16 protein-coding genes are annotated in these 18,113 nt (G+C 74.1%); 5 read left to right on the forward strand and 11 right to left on the reverse strand.

Annotated features, from left to right (window positions below):
- The first annotated feature begins 44 nt into the window (after positions 1–44).
- Positions 45–1,175 carry a mandelate racemase/muconate lactonizing enzyme family protein gene (locus tag HDA31_RS16025; protein ID WP_178064586.1) on the forward strand — a complete coding sequence of 377 codons (1,131 nt, stop codon included), beginning with the start codon at positions 45–47 and terminating at the stop codon, positions 1,173–1,175.
- A 110-nt stretch (positions 1,176–1,285) separates the two neighbouring features.
- Here HDA31_RS16025 and HDA31_RS16030 read toward each other — a convergent pair whose 3' ends face one another.
- The 6 genes from HDA31_RS16030 to HDA31_RS16055 are packed head-to-tail and all read right to left on the reverse strand — an operon-like array spanning position 1,286 to position 7,214.
- On the reverse strand, positions 1,286–1,738 hold the full coding sequence (locus tag HDA31_RS16030) for an L-rhamnose mutarotase (RefSeq protein WP_178064585.1): 453 nt from the start codon (positions 1,736–1,738) through the stop codon (positions 1,286–1,288).
- Positions 1,735–2,568: a carbohydrate ABC transporter permease gene (locus tag HDA31_RS16035; RefSeq protein WP_178064584.1), complete on the reverse strand. Its 834-nt coding sequence runs from the start codon at positions 2,566–2,568 to the stop codon at positions 1,735–1,737. The genes HDA31_RS16030 and HDA31_RS16035 overlap by 4 nt, the downstream gene beginning before the upstream one ends.
- Positions 2,565–3,521: a carbohydrate ABC transporter permease gene (locus HDA31_RS16040; RefSeq protein WP_074479115.1), complete on the reverse strand. Its 957-nt coding sequence runs from the start codon at positions 3,519–3,521 to the stop codon at positions 2,565–2,567. The genes HDA31_RS16035 and HDA31_RS16040 overlap by 4 nt, the downstream gene beginning before the upstream one ends.
- A gap of 60 nt (positions 3,522–3,581) precedes the next feature.
- Positions 3,582–4,883 (reverse strand): ABC transporter substrate-binding protein, encoded by a 1,302-nt coding sequence (locus HDA31_RS16045; protein WP_246384598.1) that lies wholly within the window; start codon positions 4,881–4,883, stop codon positions 3,582–3,584.
- Positions 4,884–4,896: 13 nt separating this feature from the next.
- Entirely contained in the window at positions 4,897–5,898 is a 1,002-nt protein-coding gene (locus tag HDA31_RS16050) for a Gfo/Idh/MocA family protein (RefSeq protein ID WP_074479114.1), read from the reverse strand.
- Positions 5,895–7,214 (reverse strand): M20 metallopeptidase family protein, encoded by a 1,320-nt coding sequence (locus tag HDA31_RS16055; protein WP_178064583.1) that lies wholly within the window; start codon positions 7,212–7,214, stop codon positions 5,895–5,897. Before HDA31_RS16055 ends, HDA31_RS16050 begins: the two co-directional genes overlap by 4 nt.
- Positions 7,215–7,324: 110 nt before the next feature.
- Here HDA31_RS16055 and HDA31_RS16060 point away from each other — a divergent pair, with 110 nt between their 5' ends.
- Positions 7,325–8,152 carry an amidohydrolase family protein gene (locus HDA31_RS16060; protein ID WP_178064582.1) on the forward strand — a complete coding sequence of 276 codons (828 nt, stop codon included), beginning with the start codon at positions 7,325–7,327 and terminating at the stop codon, positions 8,150–8,152.
- Positions 8,153–8,231: 79 nt separating this feature from the next.
- On the opposite strand, the gene HDA31_RS16065 is transcribed toward HDA31_RS16060, so the two are convergent.
- Positions 8,232–9,860 (reverse strand): alkaline phosphatase D family protein, encoded by a 1,629-nt coding sequence (locus HDA31_RS16065; RefSeq protein ID WP_178064581.1) that lies wholly within the window; start codon positions 9,858–9,860, stop codon positions 8,232–8,234.
- 146 nt (positions 9,861–10,006) lie between these two features.
- Here HDA31_RS16065 and HDA31_RS16070 point away from each other — a divergent pair, with 146 nt between their 5' ends.
- Positions 10,007–10,936 (forward strand): diacylglycerol/lipid kinase family protein, encoded by a 930-nt coding sequence (locus HDA31_RS16070; RefSeq protein ID WP_178064580.1) that lies wholly within the window; start codon positions 10,007–10,009, stop codon positions 10,934–10,936.
- Between the two features lie 121 nt (positions 10,937–11,057).
- Here HDA31_RS16070 and HDA31_RS16075 read toward each other — a convergent pair whose 3' ends face one another.
- The 3 genes from HDA31_RS16075 to HDA31_RS16085 form a co-directional block, all read right to left on the reverse strand.
- On the reverse strand, positions 11,058–11,633 hold the full coding sequence (locus HDA31_RS16075) for an NADPH-dependent FMN reductase (RefSeq protein ID WP_074479109.1): 576 nt from the start codon (positions 11,631–11,633) through the stop codon (positions 11,058–11,060).
- 154 nt (positions 11,634–11,787) lie between these two features.
- Complete coding sequence (locus HDA31_RS16080) at positions 11,788–13,446, reverse strand: amidase (protein ID WP_246384597.1); 1,659 nt, start codon at positions 13,444–13,446, stop codon at positions 11,788–11,790.
- Entirely contained in the window at positions 13,446–13,745 is a 300-nt protein-coding gene (locus tag HDA31_RS16085; protein ID WP_074479107.1) for a hypothetical protein, read from the reverse strand. The genes HDA31_RS16080 and HDA31_RS16085 overlap by 1 nt, the downstream gene beginning before the upstream one ends.
- 321 nt (positions 13,746–14,066) lie before the next feature.
- Here HDA31_RS16085 and HDA31_RS16090 point away from each other — a divergent pair, with 321 nt between their 5' ends.
- On the forward strand, positions 14,067–15,086 hold the full coding sequence (locus tag HDA31_RS16090; protein WP_178064578.1) for a DUF1996 domain-containing protein: 1,020 nt from the start codon (positions 14,067–14,069) through the stop codon (positions 15,084–15,086).
- 75 nt (positions 15,087–15,161) lie between these two features.
- Here HDA31_RS16090 and HDA31_RS16095 read toward each other — a convergent pair whose 3' ends face one another.
- Positions 15,162–16,124 carry an ion transporter gene (locus HDA31_RS16095; protein ID WP_178064577.1) on the reverse strand — a complete coding sequence of 321 codons (963 nt, stop codon included), beginning with the start codon at positions 16,122–16,124 and terminating at the stop codon, positions 15,162–15,164.
- A 341-nt stretch (positions 16,125–16,465) separates the two neighbouring features.
- Between HDA31_RS16095 and HDA31_RS16100 the strand changes: the two genes are divergently transcribed.
- On the forward strand, positions 16,466–18,025 hold the full coding sequence (locus HDA31_RS16100) for a pectate lyase family protein (protein WP_178064576.1): 1,560 nt from the start codon (positions 16,466–16,468) through the stop codon (positions 18,023–18,025).
- Positions 18,026–18,113 lie beyond the last annotated feature (88 nt).

The following is an 18,113-nucleotide window of genomic DNA, read 5'->3' on the forward strand; positions in this document are numbered from 1 at the left end:
AAGCAAGTTTGTGGCCGTTATTGGTCTCTAATTTGGGAGCGGGCATGGAGATCGTCGAGGTCGAGTCGGCGGTGCGCGGCGACGCGCACTTCGTCCAGGTGCACACGGCGGACGGGCTGACCGGGGTCGGCCAGTCCGCCTGCTGGGGCTACCCGACGGCGGTGCACGCCGTGGTGGAGGCGTTCCGGCCCTACCTGATCGGGGCGGACGCCGGCCGGATCGAGCACCACTGGCACCACCTGTACCGGATGGGCCCGTTCCGCGGCTCGGTGCTCACCGCCGCCGTCTCCGCCGTCGACCTGGCCCTGTGGGACCTGCTCGGCAAGCGGCTCGGCGTGCCCGTGTGGCAGCTGCTCGGCGGGCGGGTGCGCGATCGGATCCGGCTGCACCTGCTGCTGGGCGGCACCGGCGCACCGGCCCTCGCCGCCGAGGCCGCCGCCGCCGTCGCCGACGGCTTCACCGCCGTGAAGTTCGACCCGCTGCCGGCGAACTACGGCGACCTGTCCCAGGCCCGCCTGGTGGCCGAGACCGAGGCCACCACGGCGGCGGTGCGCGACACCGTCGGCGCGGACGTCGACCTGCTGATCGAGCTGCACCGCAAGCTCACCCCGTTGCAGGCCGAGGCGGTCGTGCCGGCGCTGGCCCGGCACCACCCGCTGATGGTGGAGGACGCGATCCAGATCGACAGCGTGAGCAGCCAGGCCGGGGTGCTCCGACGGGCCCCGGGCGTGCCGATGGCCAACGGGGAGCGGCTGCACACCATCTGGGAGTTCAAGGAGCTGCTCGCCCAGGGCGGCGCGCAGTACGTCCGGCCCGACGTCGGGCTCGCCGGCGGCCTCAGCCACGCCCGCAAGATCGCCGCGCTGGCCGAGGCGCACCACGCGGCCGTGGTCACCCACAACTGCCTCGGCCCGCTGCTCACCATGGCCTCCGTGCACCTGGACACGGTCATCCCGAACTTCGTCACCCAGGAGTACTCGCCGCTGGACGACGCGCTCGCCGACGGCCCCGCCCGCGCCTGCGTGCGCCGCGAGGGCGGTTTCCTGCCGGTGCCGCAGGACCCCGGGCTGGGCGTCACCCTCGACCTGTCCGACCCGACGCCGCTGGACCTCACCGGCCGGCCGCTGACCCGCATCCCGCTGCGCGCCGACGGCTCCGTCGCGTACGCGGTGTAAGGAAGGGCCCCCTGTTAACGCCTGCGGTAGAGAAGGGAGCCCTTCTCACCGCAGGCGCAGGTGGGGGCGGCGCGGCGCGGGGTGCGGTGGGGGCGGCGTGCGCCGACCCGCTAGGCGGGCGGTGGGTGGCCGGGGTGGTGGAACACCCGGTGCGCCCACAGCGGCTCGCCGTCGGCGTCGGCGATCTCGGCGAAGAGGTGGGCGAGCGACGCCGTCCACCGGGCCTGCACCGGCGAGGCGGCGGTGACCGCGCCGGCGTGGGCGAATCCCGCGCGGGTGCGCAGCACGCAGATCAGCAGCAGGTCGCGCCGGTAGATGGCGTACTCGTAGATCCCCGCCTCGTCGAGCAGCGCGGACAGCTCCGGCCACACCTCGGCGTGCCGGCGCTCGTACTCGGCCTCGGCGCCGGGGCGCAGCCGGTACAGGTGGCACACCTGCTCCCCCGGCCCGGCCGCCGCGCCCGTCGCGCGCCGGGCCGGGCCGGCGTCTCCCGTCGCGCGCCGGGCCGGGCCCGTGTCCCCGGCCGGCGGACGGTCGGGGCCGGCGCCCGCCGGGGCGGTCACTTGCCGGAGCCGGCCAGCGCGCCGGAGACGAGCTGCCGCTGGAAGACCAGGTAGATGATCAGCACCGGCAGCAGCGCGACGATCAGGCCGGCGCTGACCAGCGGCACCGACACGTCGTACTGGCCGCTGAGCAGGGAGACGCCGACCATCAGCGTCTTGCTGTCCGAGCCGCCCATGATGACCAGGGGCAGCAGCAGGTCGTTCCACATCCAGACGAAGTTGAAGATGGCCAGCGCCGCCAGGGCCGGGGTGGCGATGGGGGCGAGCAGCCGGAACAGGATGGTCAGGTGCCCCGCGCCGTCGACCCGGGCCGCCTCGATCAGCTCGTCGGGCACCTGCTGGAAGTAGCCGGCGAGCTGGTACGTGCCCAGGGGCAGCCCGAACGCCGCGTACGCCAGGATCAGGCCCTGGTATTCGCCGGACATGCCCAGGTCGAGCACGGTCTGGTAGAGCGGGTAGATGATCGCCTGGCTGGGGATGGTCAGGGACACGATGATCAGCAGGAAGACGATCTTGCCGCCGCGGAAGCGCAGCTTCGTCACCGCGTACGCGACCAGCAGCGCGGCGAGCACCGACAGCACCAGCCCGCCGACGGTGGTGATCAGCGAGTTGAGCAGCAGCCGGGGCATGTTCATCCGGCGGAACGCCTCGAGGTAGTTGTCCAGGGTGATCCCGGCGGGCAGGCCCAGCGGGTCGTCGGCGAAGCCGGCCTGCGTCTTCACCGAGCTGACCACGGTGAACAGCAGCGGGTAGATCGCCGCGACGGCGACGACGACCAACGCGAACGTCAGCAGGTAGCGCCCGATGCGGGCGGAGTGGCGCGCGTTCATCGCGGCTTGCGGGTCCCCTCTGTGAACATGTGCCGCACGCTGAAGATCGACAGCACGGCGACGAAGACGAACAGGGCGATGCCGATGGCCGAGCCGTAGCCGCGGTCGAGGAACTGGAAGGTGGTCAGGAAGACCAGGTACTCGGGGAGCATGGTGGCGTCGCCCGGCCCGCCCTGGGTCAGCGCGTAGATCAGCGGGAACAGCCAGATCAGCACGCCGGAGGCGCAGAGCACGCTCCAGTACGCCACGGTCGGTCGCAGCATCGGCACGACCACCGAGAACAGCCGCCGCCAGAAGCCCGCCCCGTCGAGGTACGCCGCCTCCAGCGTCTCCTCGGGGATGGTGGCCAGGCCGGCGAGGTAGGTCATCACGCCGAGGCCGAAGAAGCTCCACAGGGCGACCGCGACCAGCGAGAACAACGCGCTGTACCGGCCGTTGAGCCACTCGATCGCCAGCGGCTGGAGGCCGACGCCGCGCAGCAGGGCGTTGAGCGGCCCGTCGGGGGCGAGGATCTGCCGGAACATGATGCCGACGACGATGGGCGCGATGGTGTACGGCACGAAGTAGACGGCGCGGAAGAACTTCCAGCCCGGCGAGCGCTGGTGGATGAGCAGCGCCAGCACCAGCGGGATCACGATCCACACCGGCAGGGTGGCCACCACCAGCAGGGCGTTGCGGAAGCTGGTGCGCACCATCGGGTCGTCGAGCATCCGGGTGTAGTTGTCGGCCCCGGCGAACTCGCTGCCGCCGAACCCGCTGGACGCCTCGAAGCTGGTGAGCACGCCCCGGACGAGGGGCACCAGCTTGAACAGCACGACCAGCACGAGCGCGGGCAGCACCAGCGCCGCGCCGAGCCACCATTCCCGGGCCTGGCCCGGCCGGTGGGCCCGGCGGCGGCGCGGCGCGGGCGGAGCGTCGGCGGCCACCGGCTCCGGCGCGGTGGAGATCGTCATCAGGGTTCCTCCCCCGGGGCTGGCCGGGCGGGGCGACGAGGCTCGCCCCGCCCGGGGTGGCTACTTGGTCTGCTTCTTCGTGGGGCTGCGCTCCAACGCCTGCTGCATCTGCTCGGCCCACTTGTCGACGGTGAGCTGGCCGAGGGTGACCTGCTGCCAGCCGCGGGCCAGGGCGTCGGCCTCGGGGCCGGAGAGCATCACGCCGGCGTGCAGGGTCGGCTGGGCCACCAGCTCCTGGATCTTCAGGAAGGCCGGCGAGGAGGGCAGCAGGGCCTTGTCGACGTTCTTGTTCAGCGGCTGGCCCTTGCCGTACTTGACCCACAGCTCGCCGTTCTCCTTGCCGGCGAGCCAGGTGATGAACTCCAGGCCGGCCTGCTTCTTCTGGCTCCACTGGGTGACGCCGTAGACGGCGCCCTCGATGCCGGAGAACTTCTGGGCCAGCGGGGCCGCCGGGTCGATCGCCGGCCACCGGGTGACGCCGAGCTTGTCGTCGCCGAGGGCCTTGCCGAACGCCTCCCAGTTCACCGCGTCGGAGATGATGGTGCCGGCGAACGCGGCGTCGCCGCGCTGGAAGATGTCCGCGCCGTCGGGGAGCATGGTGATCGACGGGGCGTTCTTGTTCGCCCAGCCCTTGGTGGTGATCTCGGCGAGCTTCTCGAGCACCGCGACGAGCTTCGGGTCCTTCCAGGACAGCTTGCCGGCGAGCAGCGCCCGGATGTCGTCCTCGGTGAGATAGTTGCGGGCGATCTCCGGGAAGTCCCAGTACGCCGGGAAGGTGCCGGAGAGCCCGAGCGCGAGGCAGGTCTTGCCGGCCTTCTTCACCGCGTCGCAGGCCGCGCCGAACTCGTCCCAGGTCGCCGGGGGCTTCTCCGGGTCCAGGCCGGCGGCGGTCAGGACGGCCTTGTTGTAGTAGAGGACGTTGCCCTGGTAGGAGAACGGCACGCCGTAGCAGGTCTTGCTGGTGTCGAAGCCCTCGCAGGCGCCGCTGTAGGTGACCAGGTCCTTGGTGATCTCGGCGGCCTTGTCGCCCAGCGGCACGTACGCGCCGCGCCGGTCGAACAGCTCCAGGCCGGCGTTGTTGGCCATCACGTCCGGCCCGGACTGCGAGGTGATGTACGGGCCCTGCACCTCGGGGTACTTGTCGAAGGGGACGGACTGCATCTCCAGCTTGATGTTCGGGTGGCCGGCCTCGAAGCTGGTCTTGACCTGCTTCCAGTACTCGGTGCCGCCGGGCTCCCAGGTCAGCACCTTCAGGGTGACCGGGCCGTCGGTGGCGTCGTCACCGCCACCGCCGCATCCGGTCAGCAGCGCGGCGGCCGCCATGCCGGCGGCGAGGGCGCCGGCCAAACTCCGTCGAAACATCGGGTAGCTCCTGTCACAAGTGGGGGCTCTGAGGGACGCGGCGGGCCGACCCGCCGGCGGAGGCGCTGTCGACCACGGCCTCGGCGACCCGGACGACGTGCAGGCCGTCGGCGAGCGGGACGACCGCCGTCGGCTCGGTGCCGTCGATCCGGCCGAGGAAGTGCCGCAGCTCGGCGGCGAGCGCGCCGCCGCCGTCGACCGGGGAGAGGAGCCAGTCCGGCGCCTCGGTCGGCTCGCCCTGGACGAGCAGCGTGGGGTGGCCGAGGTCGACGTGCGCGACCCCGTCGGTGCCGTACACCTCGACCAGGTCCGAGGTGTGGTTCGGGGTGTGTTCGGGCAGCAGGTAGCTGTTGCGGATCGACGACACGACGTCGTTGGCGTGCCGCAGCTCCGCCCACACCAGGACCGGGGTGGCCGATCCGGGTCGGGTCCGGGCCGCCGCGCGCACCTCGACCACGGGCGCTCCGGCGTACCAGAGGGCGAGGTCGATGTCGTGCACGGCGGTGAGCAGCGCGGGGTGCTCGCGCGGAAAGAGCCGGCTGAGGGTACGGGGCCGGTCCCGGCGCGACGACACGGCGAGCACGTCGCCGATCCGGCCGGCGCGGACCGCGTCGTGCAGGGCCCGGTGCGGGGCGCTGTGCCGCAGGATGTGCCCCGGCTGGCAGAGCACGCCGGCGCGCTCGGCGGCGGCCACGATGGCGGCGGCGTCGGCGGCGGTGGCGGCGAGCGGCTTCTCCACCAGCACGGGCACCCCGGCGGCGAGCAGGTCCACGGCGACCGCGCGGTGCGCCGGGCCGGGGACGCACACCGACGCGGCGTCCGGCCCCGCGGCGGCCAGCAGCTCGGCCACGGAGGCGTACGTCCGCGGCACGTCGTGCTCCGCGGCCACCCGCGCCCGGGTCGCGGCGTCCGGCTCGACCAGGGCGGACACGGCCACCCCGAGCGACCGGTACGCGGCCAGGTGCCGCACGCCGAACGCCCCCGCGCCGACCACGGCCACGGACGGGCGGCTCATGCCCCGACCGCCCCGGAGGCGGCGGCCGGGCCTGCGGCGACGGTCGGGCCGCCGGGGTCGGCGTCGGTGGCGCGCCGCGCGCCGGGGAGCTCCCGCGCGCCGGGGGCGTCGGCGGCCTCCGGCCGGGCGGGGCCGTCGGCCGCCTCCGGCCCGGCGAGCCGGCCGGCGAGGACGGCCCGGGTGAGGCGGTCCAGGGCGGCCACGCCCGCCCCGATGCACCGCTCGTCGACGTCGAAGGCGCCGGAGTGCAGCGGCGCGCCGCCGCGGTCGCCGGTCACCCCGAGCTTGACGTACAGGCTGGGGCCGAGCGCGCCCAGCAGGGCGAAGTCGTCGGTGGTCAGCGGCGGCTCGGTCAGGTCGACGACGTCGACCACGGCGGGCAGCTCGGCGTGCGCGAGGGCCACCAGCGGCGCGGCGTTGCGCACCGGGGGCATCTCGTTGGCCCAGGTGAACCGCAGGCCCAGGTCGAGCGCGGCGGCCTGCTGCCGGGCGATGCGCTCGACGACCTCCTTGAGCCGCGCGCGGGTGCCCTCGTCGTGGGTGCGCAGGGTGCCGGTCGCCTCCGCCCGCTCGGCGACCTGGCTCTGGCTGGCCCCACCCGCGATCGTGCCGATGTTGAAGGCGACCAGCTCGTGCGGGTTGCGGGAGCGGGCGACCCCGGCGTGCAGGAGGTTGACGATGCCGGCGAGGCCGAGGATGGCGTCGCGGCCCAGGGCGGGGGTGGCGGCGTGCGCGGCGCGGCCGAGCACCTCGACCCGGAAGGCGTCCTTGGCCGCCATGGCGGTCTCCCGGTCGACGCCGACCGCGCCGACCGGCAGGTCGGGCCAGCAGTGCAGGCCGAGGACGGCGTCGAAGCGCCGGCCGCGCAGGGCGTCGTCGGCGAGCACGGCGGCGGCGCCGGAGTCCTCGCCGAAGGGGATCTCCTCGGCCGGCTGGAACAGCACGGTCACCGTGCCCCGCTCGGGCGGGTCGGCCGCGAGCCGGGCCGCGACGCCGGCGACGACGCTCATGTGCACGTCGTGCCCGCAGGCGTGGCAGACCCCGGGGTTGCCCGACGCCCAGGGCACCTCCTTGGCGTCCTGGACCGGATAGGCGTCCATATCGGCCCGAAGCAAGACCGAGGGTCCCGGCGCACGCCCTTCGATCTCGGCGACGAGACCGGTGCCGGCGACACCGGAGCGAACCCGGGCGATCGGGGCGAGGCGGTCGGCGAGGACCGCCGCCGTCTGCTGTTCGGTGAACCGCAGCTCAGGGTGCTGGTGAAGCTGCCGTCGCAGCCGCACCAGATCATCAACACCCTCGTACGCCTGCACCACGCGGACCACCCCTCGCCTGCGTCCGATAATCCGGACCTAATTGAGACAAGAACCTAAGCGAGGGGTCCTCCCACGTCAATGGGCAGCTCGGAATCGGTTAGGGTCCGGCCATGGAACGCGCCGACGCACACCTGCACCTCTTCGCCGACGGGTATCCGGGCCGCTACGGAAGGTCCCCGGCCGGGGGCGACGAACTCGCCGTCTACCGGACTTTGCGCCACGAACACGGCATCGGCCGGGCGCTCGTGGTCGGCTACGAGGGCGCGCCGGAGTTCGCCGGCAACAACCGGCACCTCGCCGTGCTCGCGGCCGCCCACGACTGGATCGCGCCGCTGGCCTACGTTCCGGTCACCGGCACGGACCGGCCCGGCCTGGACCGCCTGCGCGCGGCCGGGTTCGCGGGCCTCGCCGCGTACCTGCCGGACCCGGACGCGGCCGACGCGTTCGCCGGCTGGGCCCACAGCGTCGCCGGGCCGCTCAACGACGCGCGTGCGGTGGTCAGCCTCAACGCCACCCCCGAGGCGACCGGCCGGCTCGGGCGGGCACTGGCCGCGCTCGACGGGTGCCCGGTGCTGTTCAGCCACCTCGGCCTGCCCGGCCGGCAGCCCGCCGCGCCGGCTCCCCGGGCCGCCGCCGACCGGCTCGCCCCGCTGACCGACCTGGCCCGCCTGCCGCACGTCGGGGTCAAGGTCTCCGGACTGTACGCCGTGAGCGACCCGGCCGAGGCGTACCCGCACGACGCCGCCCGGCCCTTCGTCGACCTGCTGCTGGACCGCTTCGGCGCGCGCCGGCTCTACTGGGGCTCGGACTTCTCCCCCAGCCTGGACCACGTGTCGTTCGCCCAGGCCCTGCGGCCGGTCGGGCTCGACGGGCTCTCCGCCGCCGAGGCGGCCGACGTGTTCGGCGGCAACCTCCGCCGCGCCCTGCGCGGGCGCTGACGCCGGGGCCGGCGGACCGCCCCGGTGACCGGCGCCGGGGCGGGACGGGCGGACCGCCGCCCGCCCGCCCCGGGCCGGGTCACGCCTGCGGCGCGGTCTCCCGGCGCAGCGTCGACGACCCGGCCGCCACCGACCAGCCGGCCACCCACCGGCTGGCGCTGCCCGGCCGGGTCCGGTCCGCCAGGTGGTACCAGTCCATCCGGCACCGCTGCCGGGTCACCTCCAGCACGCCGTAGCCGTGGCCGTCCAGCTCCGTCCAGCGCACGTGCGTGTTGGTCGCCCGGAGCAGGTCCGCGCCGAGGACACTGAGCGCGTTGCCCTCCCGCAGGCCGAGGAAGTCGTTGACGTTGTCGCTGGTCACCGAGGGGACCACGAACTCCGCGGCGGCCGGGTCGGACGTGCCCGTGGCCCGGGTGGTCACCTCGTTGGCCCACGAGGTGTGGATGTCGCCGGTCAGGAAGACGACGTCGCGGGTGCCCGTGGCGCGCAGGTGGTCGACCAGTTCGTTGCGGTCGGCGTTGTAGCCGTCCCACTGGTCGGGGTTGAGCACCACGCCGTTCTCGGGGACGCCCAGCAGCCGGCCGATCGGGCCCAGCAGCCAGGCGGGCAGCGTGGCGAGGTCGACCCGGGCGATCATCACCGGGTTGCCGACCAGCTTCCACCGGGCGGTGGAGGCGGCCAGGCCGCTCTTGAGCCAGGACATCTGCGCGTCGCCGGTGATCGTCCGGGCCGGGTCGTCGACGGCGGAGCCCGACGCCTGCTGCGACCGGTAGCTACGCAGGTCCAGCATGGACAGCTCGGCGAGCCGCCCGAACCGCAGGCGGCGGTAGATCGCCCCGTCCGCGCCGGTGCGCACCGGCATCCACTCGGCGTACGCCTGCCGGGCGGCGGCCACCCGGTCGGCGAAGGCGCCCTCGGTGGCCGGGGTGTGGTTCTCCGCGCCGCCGGACCACTGGTCGTTGGCCACCTCGTGATCGTCCCAGGTGATCACCCAGGGCACCGAGGCATGCAGCGCCTGCAGGTCCGGGTCCGTCTTGTAGAGCGCGTGCCGGATCCGGTAGTCGGCCAGCGTCAGCACCTCGTGCGCCGGGAGCACCGGCCGCACCACCGACCCGCCGGCGTCGAACTCGCCGGTGCCGTACTCGTAGAGGTAGTCGCCGAGGTGCACGACGAGGTTGAGGTCGCCCCGGTCGGCCAGGTTCCGGTACGCCGAGAAGTAGCCCGCCTCCCAGTTGGCGCAGGAGACCACGCCGAGGCGGAGCCGGTCGATGTCGGCGTCGGCGGGCGGCGCGGTCATGGTGCGCCCGGTCGCCGACCACGCCCCCGCGTACCCGAACCTGTACCACCAGGTCGTCGCCGGGGCGAGGCCGGTGACCGCCACCTTGACGGTGTGGTCGCGGGCCGGTCCGGTGGTCAGGGCGCCCTGGGCCGTCACGGTCACGAAGTCGGGGTCGGCGGCGACCTGCCAGGTCACCTCCGCCTGCGGGCCGACGCCGGAGCCCGGCTGCGCCTCGTCGGTGGGGGTGAGCCGGGTCCAGATCAGGACCCCGTCGGGCAGCGGGTCGCCGGAGGCCACCCCGTGCCGGAACGCGCCGCCGGCCGCGCCGGCGGGGGCCGCGCCGGCCAGGGTGGCGCCGGCGAGCACGGCCGTCCCGGCGGATGCGCCGGCCAGCCGCAGGAGGGTACGACGGTCGATGGTGTTCGTCATGCCTCACGTATCTACCGTCTTCACCGTCCCGCCCGCTGCCCCGCTCGGCACTGTTCGCCGATCCTTCACCGGCTGTCGGCCGTTCCCGCGCCACGCGGCGGCCTGGCCACCGCGAACTCCGGCCGGCGGAGATAGGGTCGGCAGCCATGCGGACGAAGCAGGAGTTGGGCGCGGCCATCCGGCGCGACCGGCGGGCGGCGCTGGTGGTCAACGCCCGCTCCCGCCGGGGTCGCCGCCTCTACGAGCACGCCCGGGCGCTGCTGACCGGCGCGGGCTTCGAGCTGCTCGGGGAATATCCGGCCGACCGCCCCGGCGAGCTGGAGCGCAGCCTCGCCGACGCCCTGGCGCTCGGGCCCGACCTGCTCGTCGCGGGCGGCGGCGACGGCACGCAGAGCGCCGCCGCCCGGCTGCTCGCGCACCGCGACGTGGCGCTGGGCCTGCTGCCGCTGGGCACCACCAACAACTTCGCCCGCACCCTCGGCCTGCCGCTGGACCTGGCCGCCGCGGTGGCGGTCCTCGCCGACGGCAAGGTGATCGACGTCGACCTGGGGCTGGCCGGCGACGTGCCGTTCGCCAACCACGTCGGGGTGGGCATGTCGGCCGACATCATGCTGCGGACGCCGCCCGCGCTCAAGCGGGTCACCGGCCGGCTCGCGTACCCGGCGACCGCCCTGGCGCTGCTGGCCCGGCACCGGGCGCTGCGGGCGACGGTGCGGGCCGGGGACGCGACGCACGAGTTCCACACCCACCAGCTCTACGTGGCCAACGGCGGCTTCCACGCCGGCCGGCCGATCACCGCCGACACCGACGCCGACGACCGGCTGCTGGTGGCGTACCCGGTCGGCGGTCCGACCCGGCGCGGCCTGCTGCGGGACACCGCCCGCAACGCCGCCACGGGGGCCCGGCGCACCCTCGCCGAGACGCCGTTCCTCGCCGTCGGCGAGCTGTGGCTGGAGACCGACCGACCGGCGCGGGTCGAGGTGGACGGCGAGCTGTGCGGCCAGACCCCGATCCGGGTCGGGCTGGCCGCCAACGCGCTACGGGTGATGGCCCCCGCCGACGCCCACGACCGCTGAGCGGGCAAGGAAGGGCCCCCTGTTAACGCATACGGTCGAGAAGGGTTCCCTTCTCACGGCCGGGGGGAACCCACGGCAGCCGGTCGGTGGCGCGCCGGACGGGGCGCGCCACCGACCGGGGTCAGGACCCGTACGGTCGGGCCGCCCGCGCCGTGCGCAGCGCCTCGGCCCACCAGCCCAACTGGTCGAGCATGGCGCTGGCGGCGCGGTCGACCTGGCCGGCGTCGACCGGCTCGCCGGCCGCGTCGAAGCAGGCGTGGGCCCCGGCGAAGCTGACCGTCTCGCGGATGGTGACGGCGTGCAGCTCGGCGAAGACCACCCGCAGCGGCTCCACCGCCCGCAGGCCGCCGGAGATCCCCCCGTACGAGACGAAGCCGACGGGCTTGGCGTGCCACGGGGCGCCCACCGAGTCGATCGCAGCCTTCAGCGGCCCGGGGTAGCTGTGGTTGTACTCCGGCGTCACCACCACGACGGCGTCGGCCGCGGCGATCCGCTCCGCGAAGGACGCCTCGTCCGGGGCCACGGCCCCGGGCGCGCCGCCGAGCGCCGCCGGGACGTGCGCGAGGTCGATCAGGTCGACGACGAGGTCGGCGCGCTGCCTCGCCTGCCGGCAGAACCAGTTCGCCACGACGGGGCCGAAGCGGCCGTCGCGGACGCTCCCGACGATGACGGCCAACTGGTACGGGGACTCGGACAACGCATCCTCCACAGGGGACAACGGGCCGTCCCTCGACGGCCACCCGCCGACCGTACGACTTCAACCAGGGTTGAGGTCAATCGGGGCGCGGGCGGGGCCGCCCGGGGCCGTCGTCGCCGGCCCGCCCCGAGCGGGCGGGCCGGCGACGACGGGTTCACTGGGCCAGCTCGGCGACCTCCTCGGCGGTCAGCCGCAGGGCGGCGGGGGCCGCGGGCGACGCCAGGCCGCGCGCCGCGGCGGCCGGGGCCGCCGGCGGGTCGGCGGGCCGCCGCCGGTGCCAGTCGGTGACCGCCTGGTACGCCGCCGCCACCGACAACAGCCGGTCCTCCCCATACGGCAGGCCGCCGAGGATGGTGCCGATCGGCACGCCCGCGGCGGTGAACCCGATCGGGAAGGCGATCTCCGGCAGGCCGAGGATGTCGAACGGCACCGGGCTGGTCTGCACCACCACGTCGCAGGAGGCGAAGAGCTGGTCGAGCACCCGCTCCATGAGCAGCAGCTTCGCCCGTTGGCCGGTGATGAACTCGCCGGCGCCCAGCAGCGCGCCCTGCAGCCAGCCCGTCACGGACACGCCGAAGCCGCGCAGGTCCGTGCGCAGGTACGGCATGAACGGCTCGCTGCGCTCCGGCAGCCGCACGTTGTTGAACGCGCTGCCGGTGAGCAGGTCCCACTCGTCGGGCAGCGGCACGTCCACCACGGTCGCGCCGGGGATCGCGGCGAGCTTCGCCAGGTACGCGGCCCGCGCCGCCGCCGTCTCGGTGGTGCCGGCGGTGAAGCCCGGCAGCACGCCGATGCGGGTCTTCCAGCGCAGCTTCAGCTTGCCGCCGGAGTACGCCGGGGTGGCCGCGTCGATCAGCTTCGGCACCCCGGGCAGCCCCTGCGTGCGCGGGTCGGCGGGGTCCTCGCCGGCCATCGCGGTGAGCATGATGGCCGCGTCCTTGGCGTCGCGGGCCAGCGGGCCGGGGTGGTCGCGGGTGTAGCTGAGCGGGATGATGCCGTGCAGCGAGACGCGGCCCATCGTCGGCTTGAGGCCGGTGAGGTTCTGCGCGTTGGACGGCGCGGTGATCGAGCCGCCGGTCTGGGTGCCGGTGCCGGAGGCGGCGAGCCGCCCGGCGACGGCGGTGGCGGTGCCGGTGGACGAGCCGCCGGGGTCGGTGCGGCTGTCGGTCGGGGTCCACGCGTTGACGGTGGTGACCACCCCGCTGGGGGTGGTGGCCCGGGTGGTGGCCAGCGGCCCCATCTGGGTCTTGCCGAGCACGATGGCCCCGCCGGCGAGCAGCCGGGACACCGCCGTGGCGTCGTACGGCGGCCGGAAGTCGGCGAACAGGTAGGAGTTGGCGGTGGTGGGCACCCCGGCGGTGTAGTAGTTGTCCTTGATCGCCAGCGGGATGCCGTGCAGGGCGCCGCGCCGGGGCTTCTTGGCCAGGGCGGCCGCCGCCTTGGCCGCCGCCTCGGCGAGCACCAGGTTGAACGCCTGGTAGGTGCCGTCGTACGTGGAGATGCGGGCCAGGTACGCCTCGACCAGCTTGGCGGGGGTGAGCTTGCCGGCGCGGATCAGCCAGGCCGCCTCGGCGACGGTGAGCTCGGTGGGGTCGGCCACGGCCTCCGGGCGGGGCTTGACGTAGGCGTTGGGCACGTCCAGCGCCGGGTTCCACTTGGCGGCGGCGAGCAGGGGTGTTCGGGCGGGACCGGCCGCCGAGGCCACGGCGGGCAGCCCGACGGCGCCGCCGACCGCCGACGCGGCGGCCAGGGCGGCGGTGCGGGCGAGGAAGGCTCGACGGTCGACGCCACGGTCGACGGGGGCTGCGCTCATCACTTCCGCCATTCCGTGCTGATCGAGGGGTAGAGCATCGGCGCGGGCTGCTGGGACAGCGCCATGGCGACGGCGGCTTCGGTGCCGGCCGGGGCGGGCAGCTGGTAGGCGGCGAGCGCGCCGACGGTGCTGCGGACGAAGGACCGCAGGGACGCCAGCACGGAGTCGACGCCGGGGGAACCGGTCTGCGGGTCGGCGGTGGTGCCGGGCGGGAGCTGGTCGAGGTCGATGCCGAGGGACGCGAGCCGGGCGCGGATGAGGACGTCCAGTTCGGCGTCGGTCGGTGGGGTTGGCGCCAAGGGGTGCTCCTCCTGGGGTGGGAGATGATGCGCCCACTGTCGGACCGGGCCGTGTCGCCGGCGTGTCAAGTCGATCTCGACGCGGTGAACCCACGGGGGTCTATGCCCGCTGACCTGCGCGGCTACGGTCCGCCCCGGCCCGCCCGGCCGCCGGGCCCACCCGGCGGCCGACTGTCCGGAGTGGACCGGAGCCGCCGTCACTCGCATTGACAGGCATAACTGCGTTCGGTTATCAATGAGTCAGAGAGCGCTCTCCCACCCATCCCGTCTACGGCCCGGCGATCCCGGGCCGGTGCCCGGTGCGCCGGGCGAGGAGGAAGCATGCGGTTCATCCGAGAGCGCCGCGCCGCCGACCCGGCCCCCCGCCCACCGCGCCTGCGCCGCGCGGGCGCGCTGACCGTGGCGCTGGTGACCCTGGTCGCGGGCGGGGTGCTGGCCGACCGGGACGCCGTCGACGCGCGGGCGGCGAGCGGCGGTTCGGCCGCCGTCGGCGGCCACGCCGGCCACGCGTACGCGCTGAGCCCCGAGCAGGAGGCCGCCGCGCTGGAGCTCCAGCTCGCTCCGGTGCGCGGCTCCGAGTTCCGGGCCGACTGCCCGAGCAAGGGCCGGGCAGGCGACGACCCGATCGTCATGTGGGGCCGCCCGGGCGCCTCGCACACGCACGAGTTCTTCGGCAACACGACGACCAACGCGTACACCGACCTGGCCTCGCTGCGGGCCGGCGGGACGACCTGCAACCCGGTGGCCGACAAGTCCGCGTACTGGGTGCCGACGCTCTACCAGAACGGGGTGGCACAGAAGCCGCAGAGCGTGCGGATCTACTACCAGGGCCTCACCGACCGGGCGAACGTCAAGCCCCACCCCCAGGGCCTGCGGATCGTGGTGGGCAACCCGCTCGCCACCAGCGCCGGCCAGAACCCCGCCGCCCGGTGGAACTGCGTCGGCATCCCGGCCGCCAGCGGCGACTTCCCGGTCTGCCCCGCCGGGTCCAAGCTGGAGACGTACCTGGACTTCCCGACCTGCTGGGACGGGAAGAACCTGGACAGCCCCGACCACAAGAGCCACATGGCGTTCGGCCTGGGCGGCGTGGGCGGCACCTGCCCGGCCAGCCACCCGGTGCCCGTGCCCCGGCTGGAGTTCCTCATCACGTACGACGTGCGTGGCACCGGGCTCAGCCTGGCCGGCATCCGCGACGGGGCCAACGTCACCACCGCCCCCGGCTACACCTTCCACGGCGACTTCTTCAACGCCTGGGACGAGGCGGAGCTCGCCCGGCGGGTGAAGAACTGCATCGTCGACGGCTACATCTGCGGCAACGACGGGCAGCCGATCCAGCAGTGACGCTCCCGGCGGCGGCGCGCGTCGACCCACCGGCCGGCGCGCGCCGCCGCGTCGTCGCCTGCCGGCCCGGCGGGCCTACGACCTGTCGTCGCGGTCGATGCGCAGCTCCCGCTCCAGTTCGGCGATGACGGCCCGCAGGTCGTCGAGCCGCTGGGTGAGCGCGATCCGGTCCACCTCGTCGGGCACGCCGTCGCCGTCGGCGTCGTAGTCCGGGGCCAGCCGCTCGGTCATCTCCAGCCGGCGAGCCTCCTCCATGGAGTTGACGATGACGGCGATCAGGATGTTGAGCAGCAGGTTGACGGTGATGATCACGAAGCTGACGTAGTAGACCAGCGTCCACGGCGACAGGGCCATCCCCTGCGCCACGAGATCGGGCAGGGTCTCCAGCGACAGCAGCACGAACAGGGTCAGCAGCGACCGTCCGATGTCGCCGTACTCCTCCGGCTGGGACCGGCCGAAGATCAGCCAGCCGGCCATGCCGTACACGTAGAGCGTCACGCCGGCGAGCGCGAGGAAGCCGGCGACGCCCGGCAGGCTGCGCCACAGCGCCGCCACGATCGTCCGCAGGCCGGGTGAGAAGCGCACCAGCCGCAGCATCCGGGCAACCCGGACGACGCGCAGCAGCGCGGAGTCGCCGTGCAGGCCGGGCACGAAGATCGCGGCGGTCACCAGGAAGTCGAAGACGTTCCAGCCGTGGCGGAAGAAGTCCTGCGGCCGACGGCCGTAGGCCAGCACCCGCACGCCGATCTCGGCGACGAAGGCGAGCCGGAAGGCCCACTCCAGCCCGCGCAGCACCGGCCGCGCCGACCCCAGGTGCGGGTACGTCTCGATGCCGAGCACCGCCCCGTTGGCCAGGATGAGCACGACGATGGCGATCTCGAAGGGCCGGGACCGGGCGACCCGGGCGCACCGCCCGGCCAGCCCCGCCGCGCCCCGGCCCGGCGCCGACCCCCCGCCGGACGCGCCACCCCCGCCGGACGCGTCTGCCCCTCGGGACGACGACCCCCCGCCGGCCACCGGCGGAGGCGCATCGAGCATTCCCCCACCCTACCGGGCCGACCCCGACGCGATCTTGGACGGTCGTGGTCGGCCGGTGACCCGAAGTGTCCACGTTCGACGACCGGCGACGTGGTGGCGGTGGGCACTGGGAGCTTTAGTGCGCAAAGCGGACACGTCCTTGCCATACCCATTCACCGATCCCTATCCTCGGTGTCGGAAAGCGCTTTCCCAATGCCATGACGAAGACGCAGCACGCCGCCCGTCGACAGGTCGGCGGCGATGGGCTCCCGTAGACCACGTCCCAGGGCGGGGGCCTCCTCGTCGCCTCCGGCAGTCGCCGGGCGTACCACCTCCAGGAACACATCGAAGGCGAGGCGAGGATGAGACGACCAGTCCCACTGCGACTCCACGCGGCCGTGGCCGCGACGGTCATCGGTGCCGCGATCTGCGTGGCGCTGCCGACGCCCCAGGCGTCGGCAGCGACCGGCGGCGTGACCGGCTACGCGACCCAGAACGGCGGGACCACCGGCGGCGCGGGCGGGCAGACGGTGCGGGCCACCACCGGGACCGCGATCCACACGGCGCTGTGCACCCGGGCCAGCAGCAGCACCCCGATCATCATCCAGGTCGAGGGGACCATCAACCACGGCAACACCGCCAAGGTCTCCGGCAACAGCTGCAACACCAACGCCGGCCTGATCGAGCTCAAGCAGATCAGCAACGTCACGATCGTCGGCGTCGGCAGCGGGGCCGTCTTCGACCAGCTCGGCATCCACATCCGCGACTCCAGCAACATCATCATCCAGAACGTGACCGTCCGGAACGTCAAGAAGTCGGGCTCGCCCACCTCCAATGGCGGCGACGCCATCGGCATGGAGAGCACCGTCCGCAACGTCTGGGTCGACCACGTCACCCTGGAGGCCTCCGGCGGTGAGGCGGAGGGCTTCGACGGCCTGTTCGACATGAAGGACAACGTGCAGTACGTGACGCTGTCCTACAGCATCCTGCGCAACTCCGGCCGTGGTGGCCTGGTCGGCTCCAGCGAGAGCGACCTGGGGAACAACTACATCACGTTCCACCACAACCTGTACGAGAACCTCGACTCGCGCGCGCCGCTGCTGCGCGGCGCCACGGCCCACATGTACAACAACTCGTACGTCAACCTGCGCGAGTCCGGCATCAACTCCCGGGCCGGCGCGAAGGCCAAGGTGGAGAACAACTACTTCAAGGACTCCAAGGACGTCCTGGGCACCTTCTACACCAACGAGCGCGGCACCTGGCAGGTCGCCGGCAACATCTTCGACAACGTGACCTGGTCCAGCCCCGGCAACGAGAACTACCCCGCCGGGCCGAACCCGACCTCCACCACCACCGTCACCATCCCCTACTCCTACCGCCTCGACGGGGCCAGCTGCGTGCCCAACCTGGTGCGCCAGACGGCCGGGGCCAACAAGGGCCTCCAGGTGTCCGACGGCAGCTGCACGCCGCAGACCCCGGCCCCGACCACGCCCGCGCCGACCACCCCGACCCCCGGGCCGACCACCCCGACGCCGGGGCCGACCAACCCGGGCGGGACGAACCTCAGCCTCGGGGCCGGCGCGGACGGCTCCAGCAAGGCCGACGGCAGCAGCTACGGCAACGTGCTGGACGGCAACCTGGGCACCTACTGGTCGCCGTCCGGCTCCACCGGCCGGATCTCGGTCAAGTGGGACGCCGCCGTCCGGGTCGGCTCGGTGAACATCCGCGAGGCCTCCGGCGCGACCGGCGTCATCCGTTCCTGGCGGCTGGTCAACAACGACACCGGGGCGGTCCTCGCCTCGGGCAGCAACGGGGTGGGCGTCGTGTCCTTCAGCCCCACCTCGCTGAAAAAGATCAACCTGGAGATCACCGGCGCGACCGGCACGCCGCGGGTCGCCGAGTTCGAGACGTACGCCGGCTGACGCCGCGCCGCGCGGCGGCGACGGCGGCACGCGCGCCGAAGGCCACCTCCCGTCCCGGGGGAGGTGGCCTTCGGCGGTGGCCGGTCGG

The sequence above is a fragment of the Micromonospora carbonacea genome (assembly GCF_014205165.1).
Lineage (GTDB): Bacteria > Actinomycetota > Actinomycetes > Mycobacteriales > Micromonosporaceae > Micromonospora > Micromonospora carbonacea.

What these genes read in the sequence shown, in the direction of transcription:
- HDA31_RS16090 (WP_178064578.1), top strand. Translation starts at nt 14,067, where the DNA reads ATGCGGTTCATCCGAGAGCGCCGCGCCGCCGACCCGGCCCCCCGCCCA.
- HDA31_RS16025 (WP_178064586.1), top strand. Translation starts at nt 45, where the DNA reads ATGGAGATCGTCGAGGTCGAGTCGGCGGTGCGCGGCGACGCGCACTTC.
- HDA31_RS16060 (WP_178064582.1), top strand. Translation starts at nt 7,325, where the DNA reads ATGGAACGCGCCGACGCACACCTGCACCTCTTCGCCGACGGGTATCCG.
- HDA31_RS16080 (WP_246384597.1), bottom strand. Translation starts at nt 13,446, where the DNA reads ATGAGCGCAGCCCCCGTCGACCGTGGCGTCGACCGTCGAGCCTTCCTC.
- HDA31_RS16065 (WP_178064581.1), bottom strand. Translation starts at nt 9,860, where the DNA reads ATGACGAACACCATCGACCGTCGTACCCTCCTGCGGCTGGCCGGCGCA.
- HDA31_RS16070 (WP_178064580.1), top strand. Translation starts at nt 10,007, where the DNA reads ATGCGGACGAAGCAGGAGTTGGGCGCGGCCATCCGGCGCGACCGGCGG.
- HDA31_RS16045 (WP_246384598.1), bottom strand. Translation starts at nt 4,883, where the DNA reads ATGTTTCGACGGAGTTTGGCCGGCGCCCTCGCCGCCGGCATGGCGGCC.
- HDA31_RS16100 (WP_178064576.1), top strand. Translation starts at nt 16,466, where the DNA reads ATGAGACGACCAGTCCCACTGCGACTCCACGCGGCCGTGGCCGCGACG.
- HDA31_RS16035 (WP_178064584.1), bottom strand. Translation starts at nt 2,568, where the DNA reads ATGAACGCGCGCCACTCCGCCCGCATCGGGCGCTACCTGCTGACGTTC.
- HDA31_RS16040 (WP_074479115.1), bottom strand. Translation starts at nt 3,521, where the DNA reads ATGACGATCTCCACCGCGCCGGAGCCGGTGGCCGCCGACGCTCCGCCC.
- HDA31_RS16050 (WP_074479114.1), bottom strand. Translation starts at nt 5,898, where the DNA reads ATGAGCCGCCCGTCCGTGGCCGTGGTCGGCGCGGGGGCGTTCGGCGTG.
- HDA31_RS16095 (WP_178064577.1), bottom strand. Translation starts at nt 16,124, where the DNA reads ATGCTCGATGCGCCTCCGCCGGTGGCCGGCGGGGGGTCGTCGTCCCGA.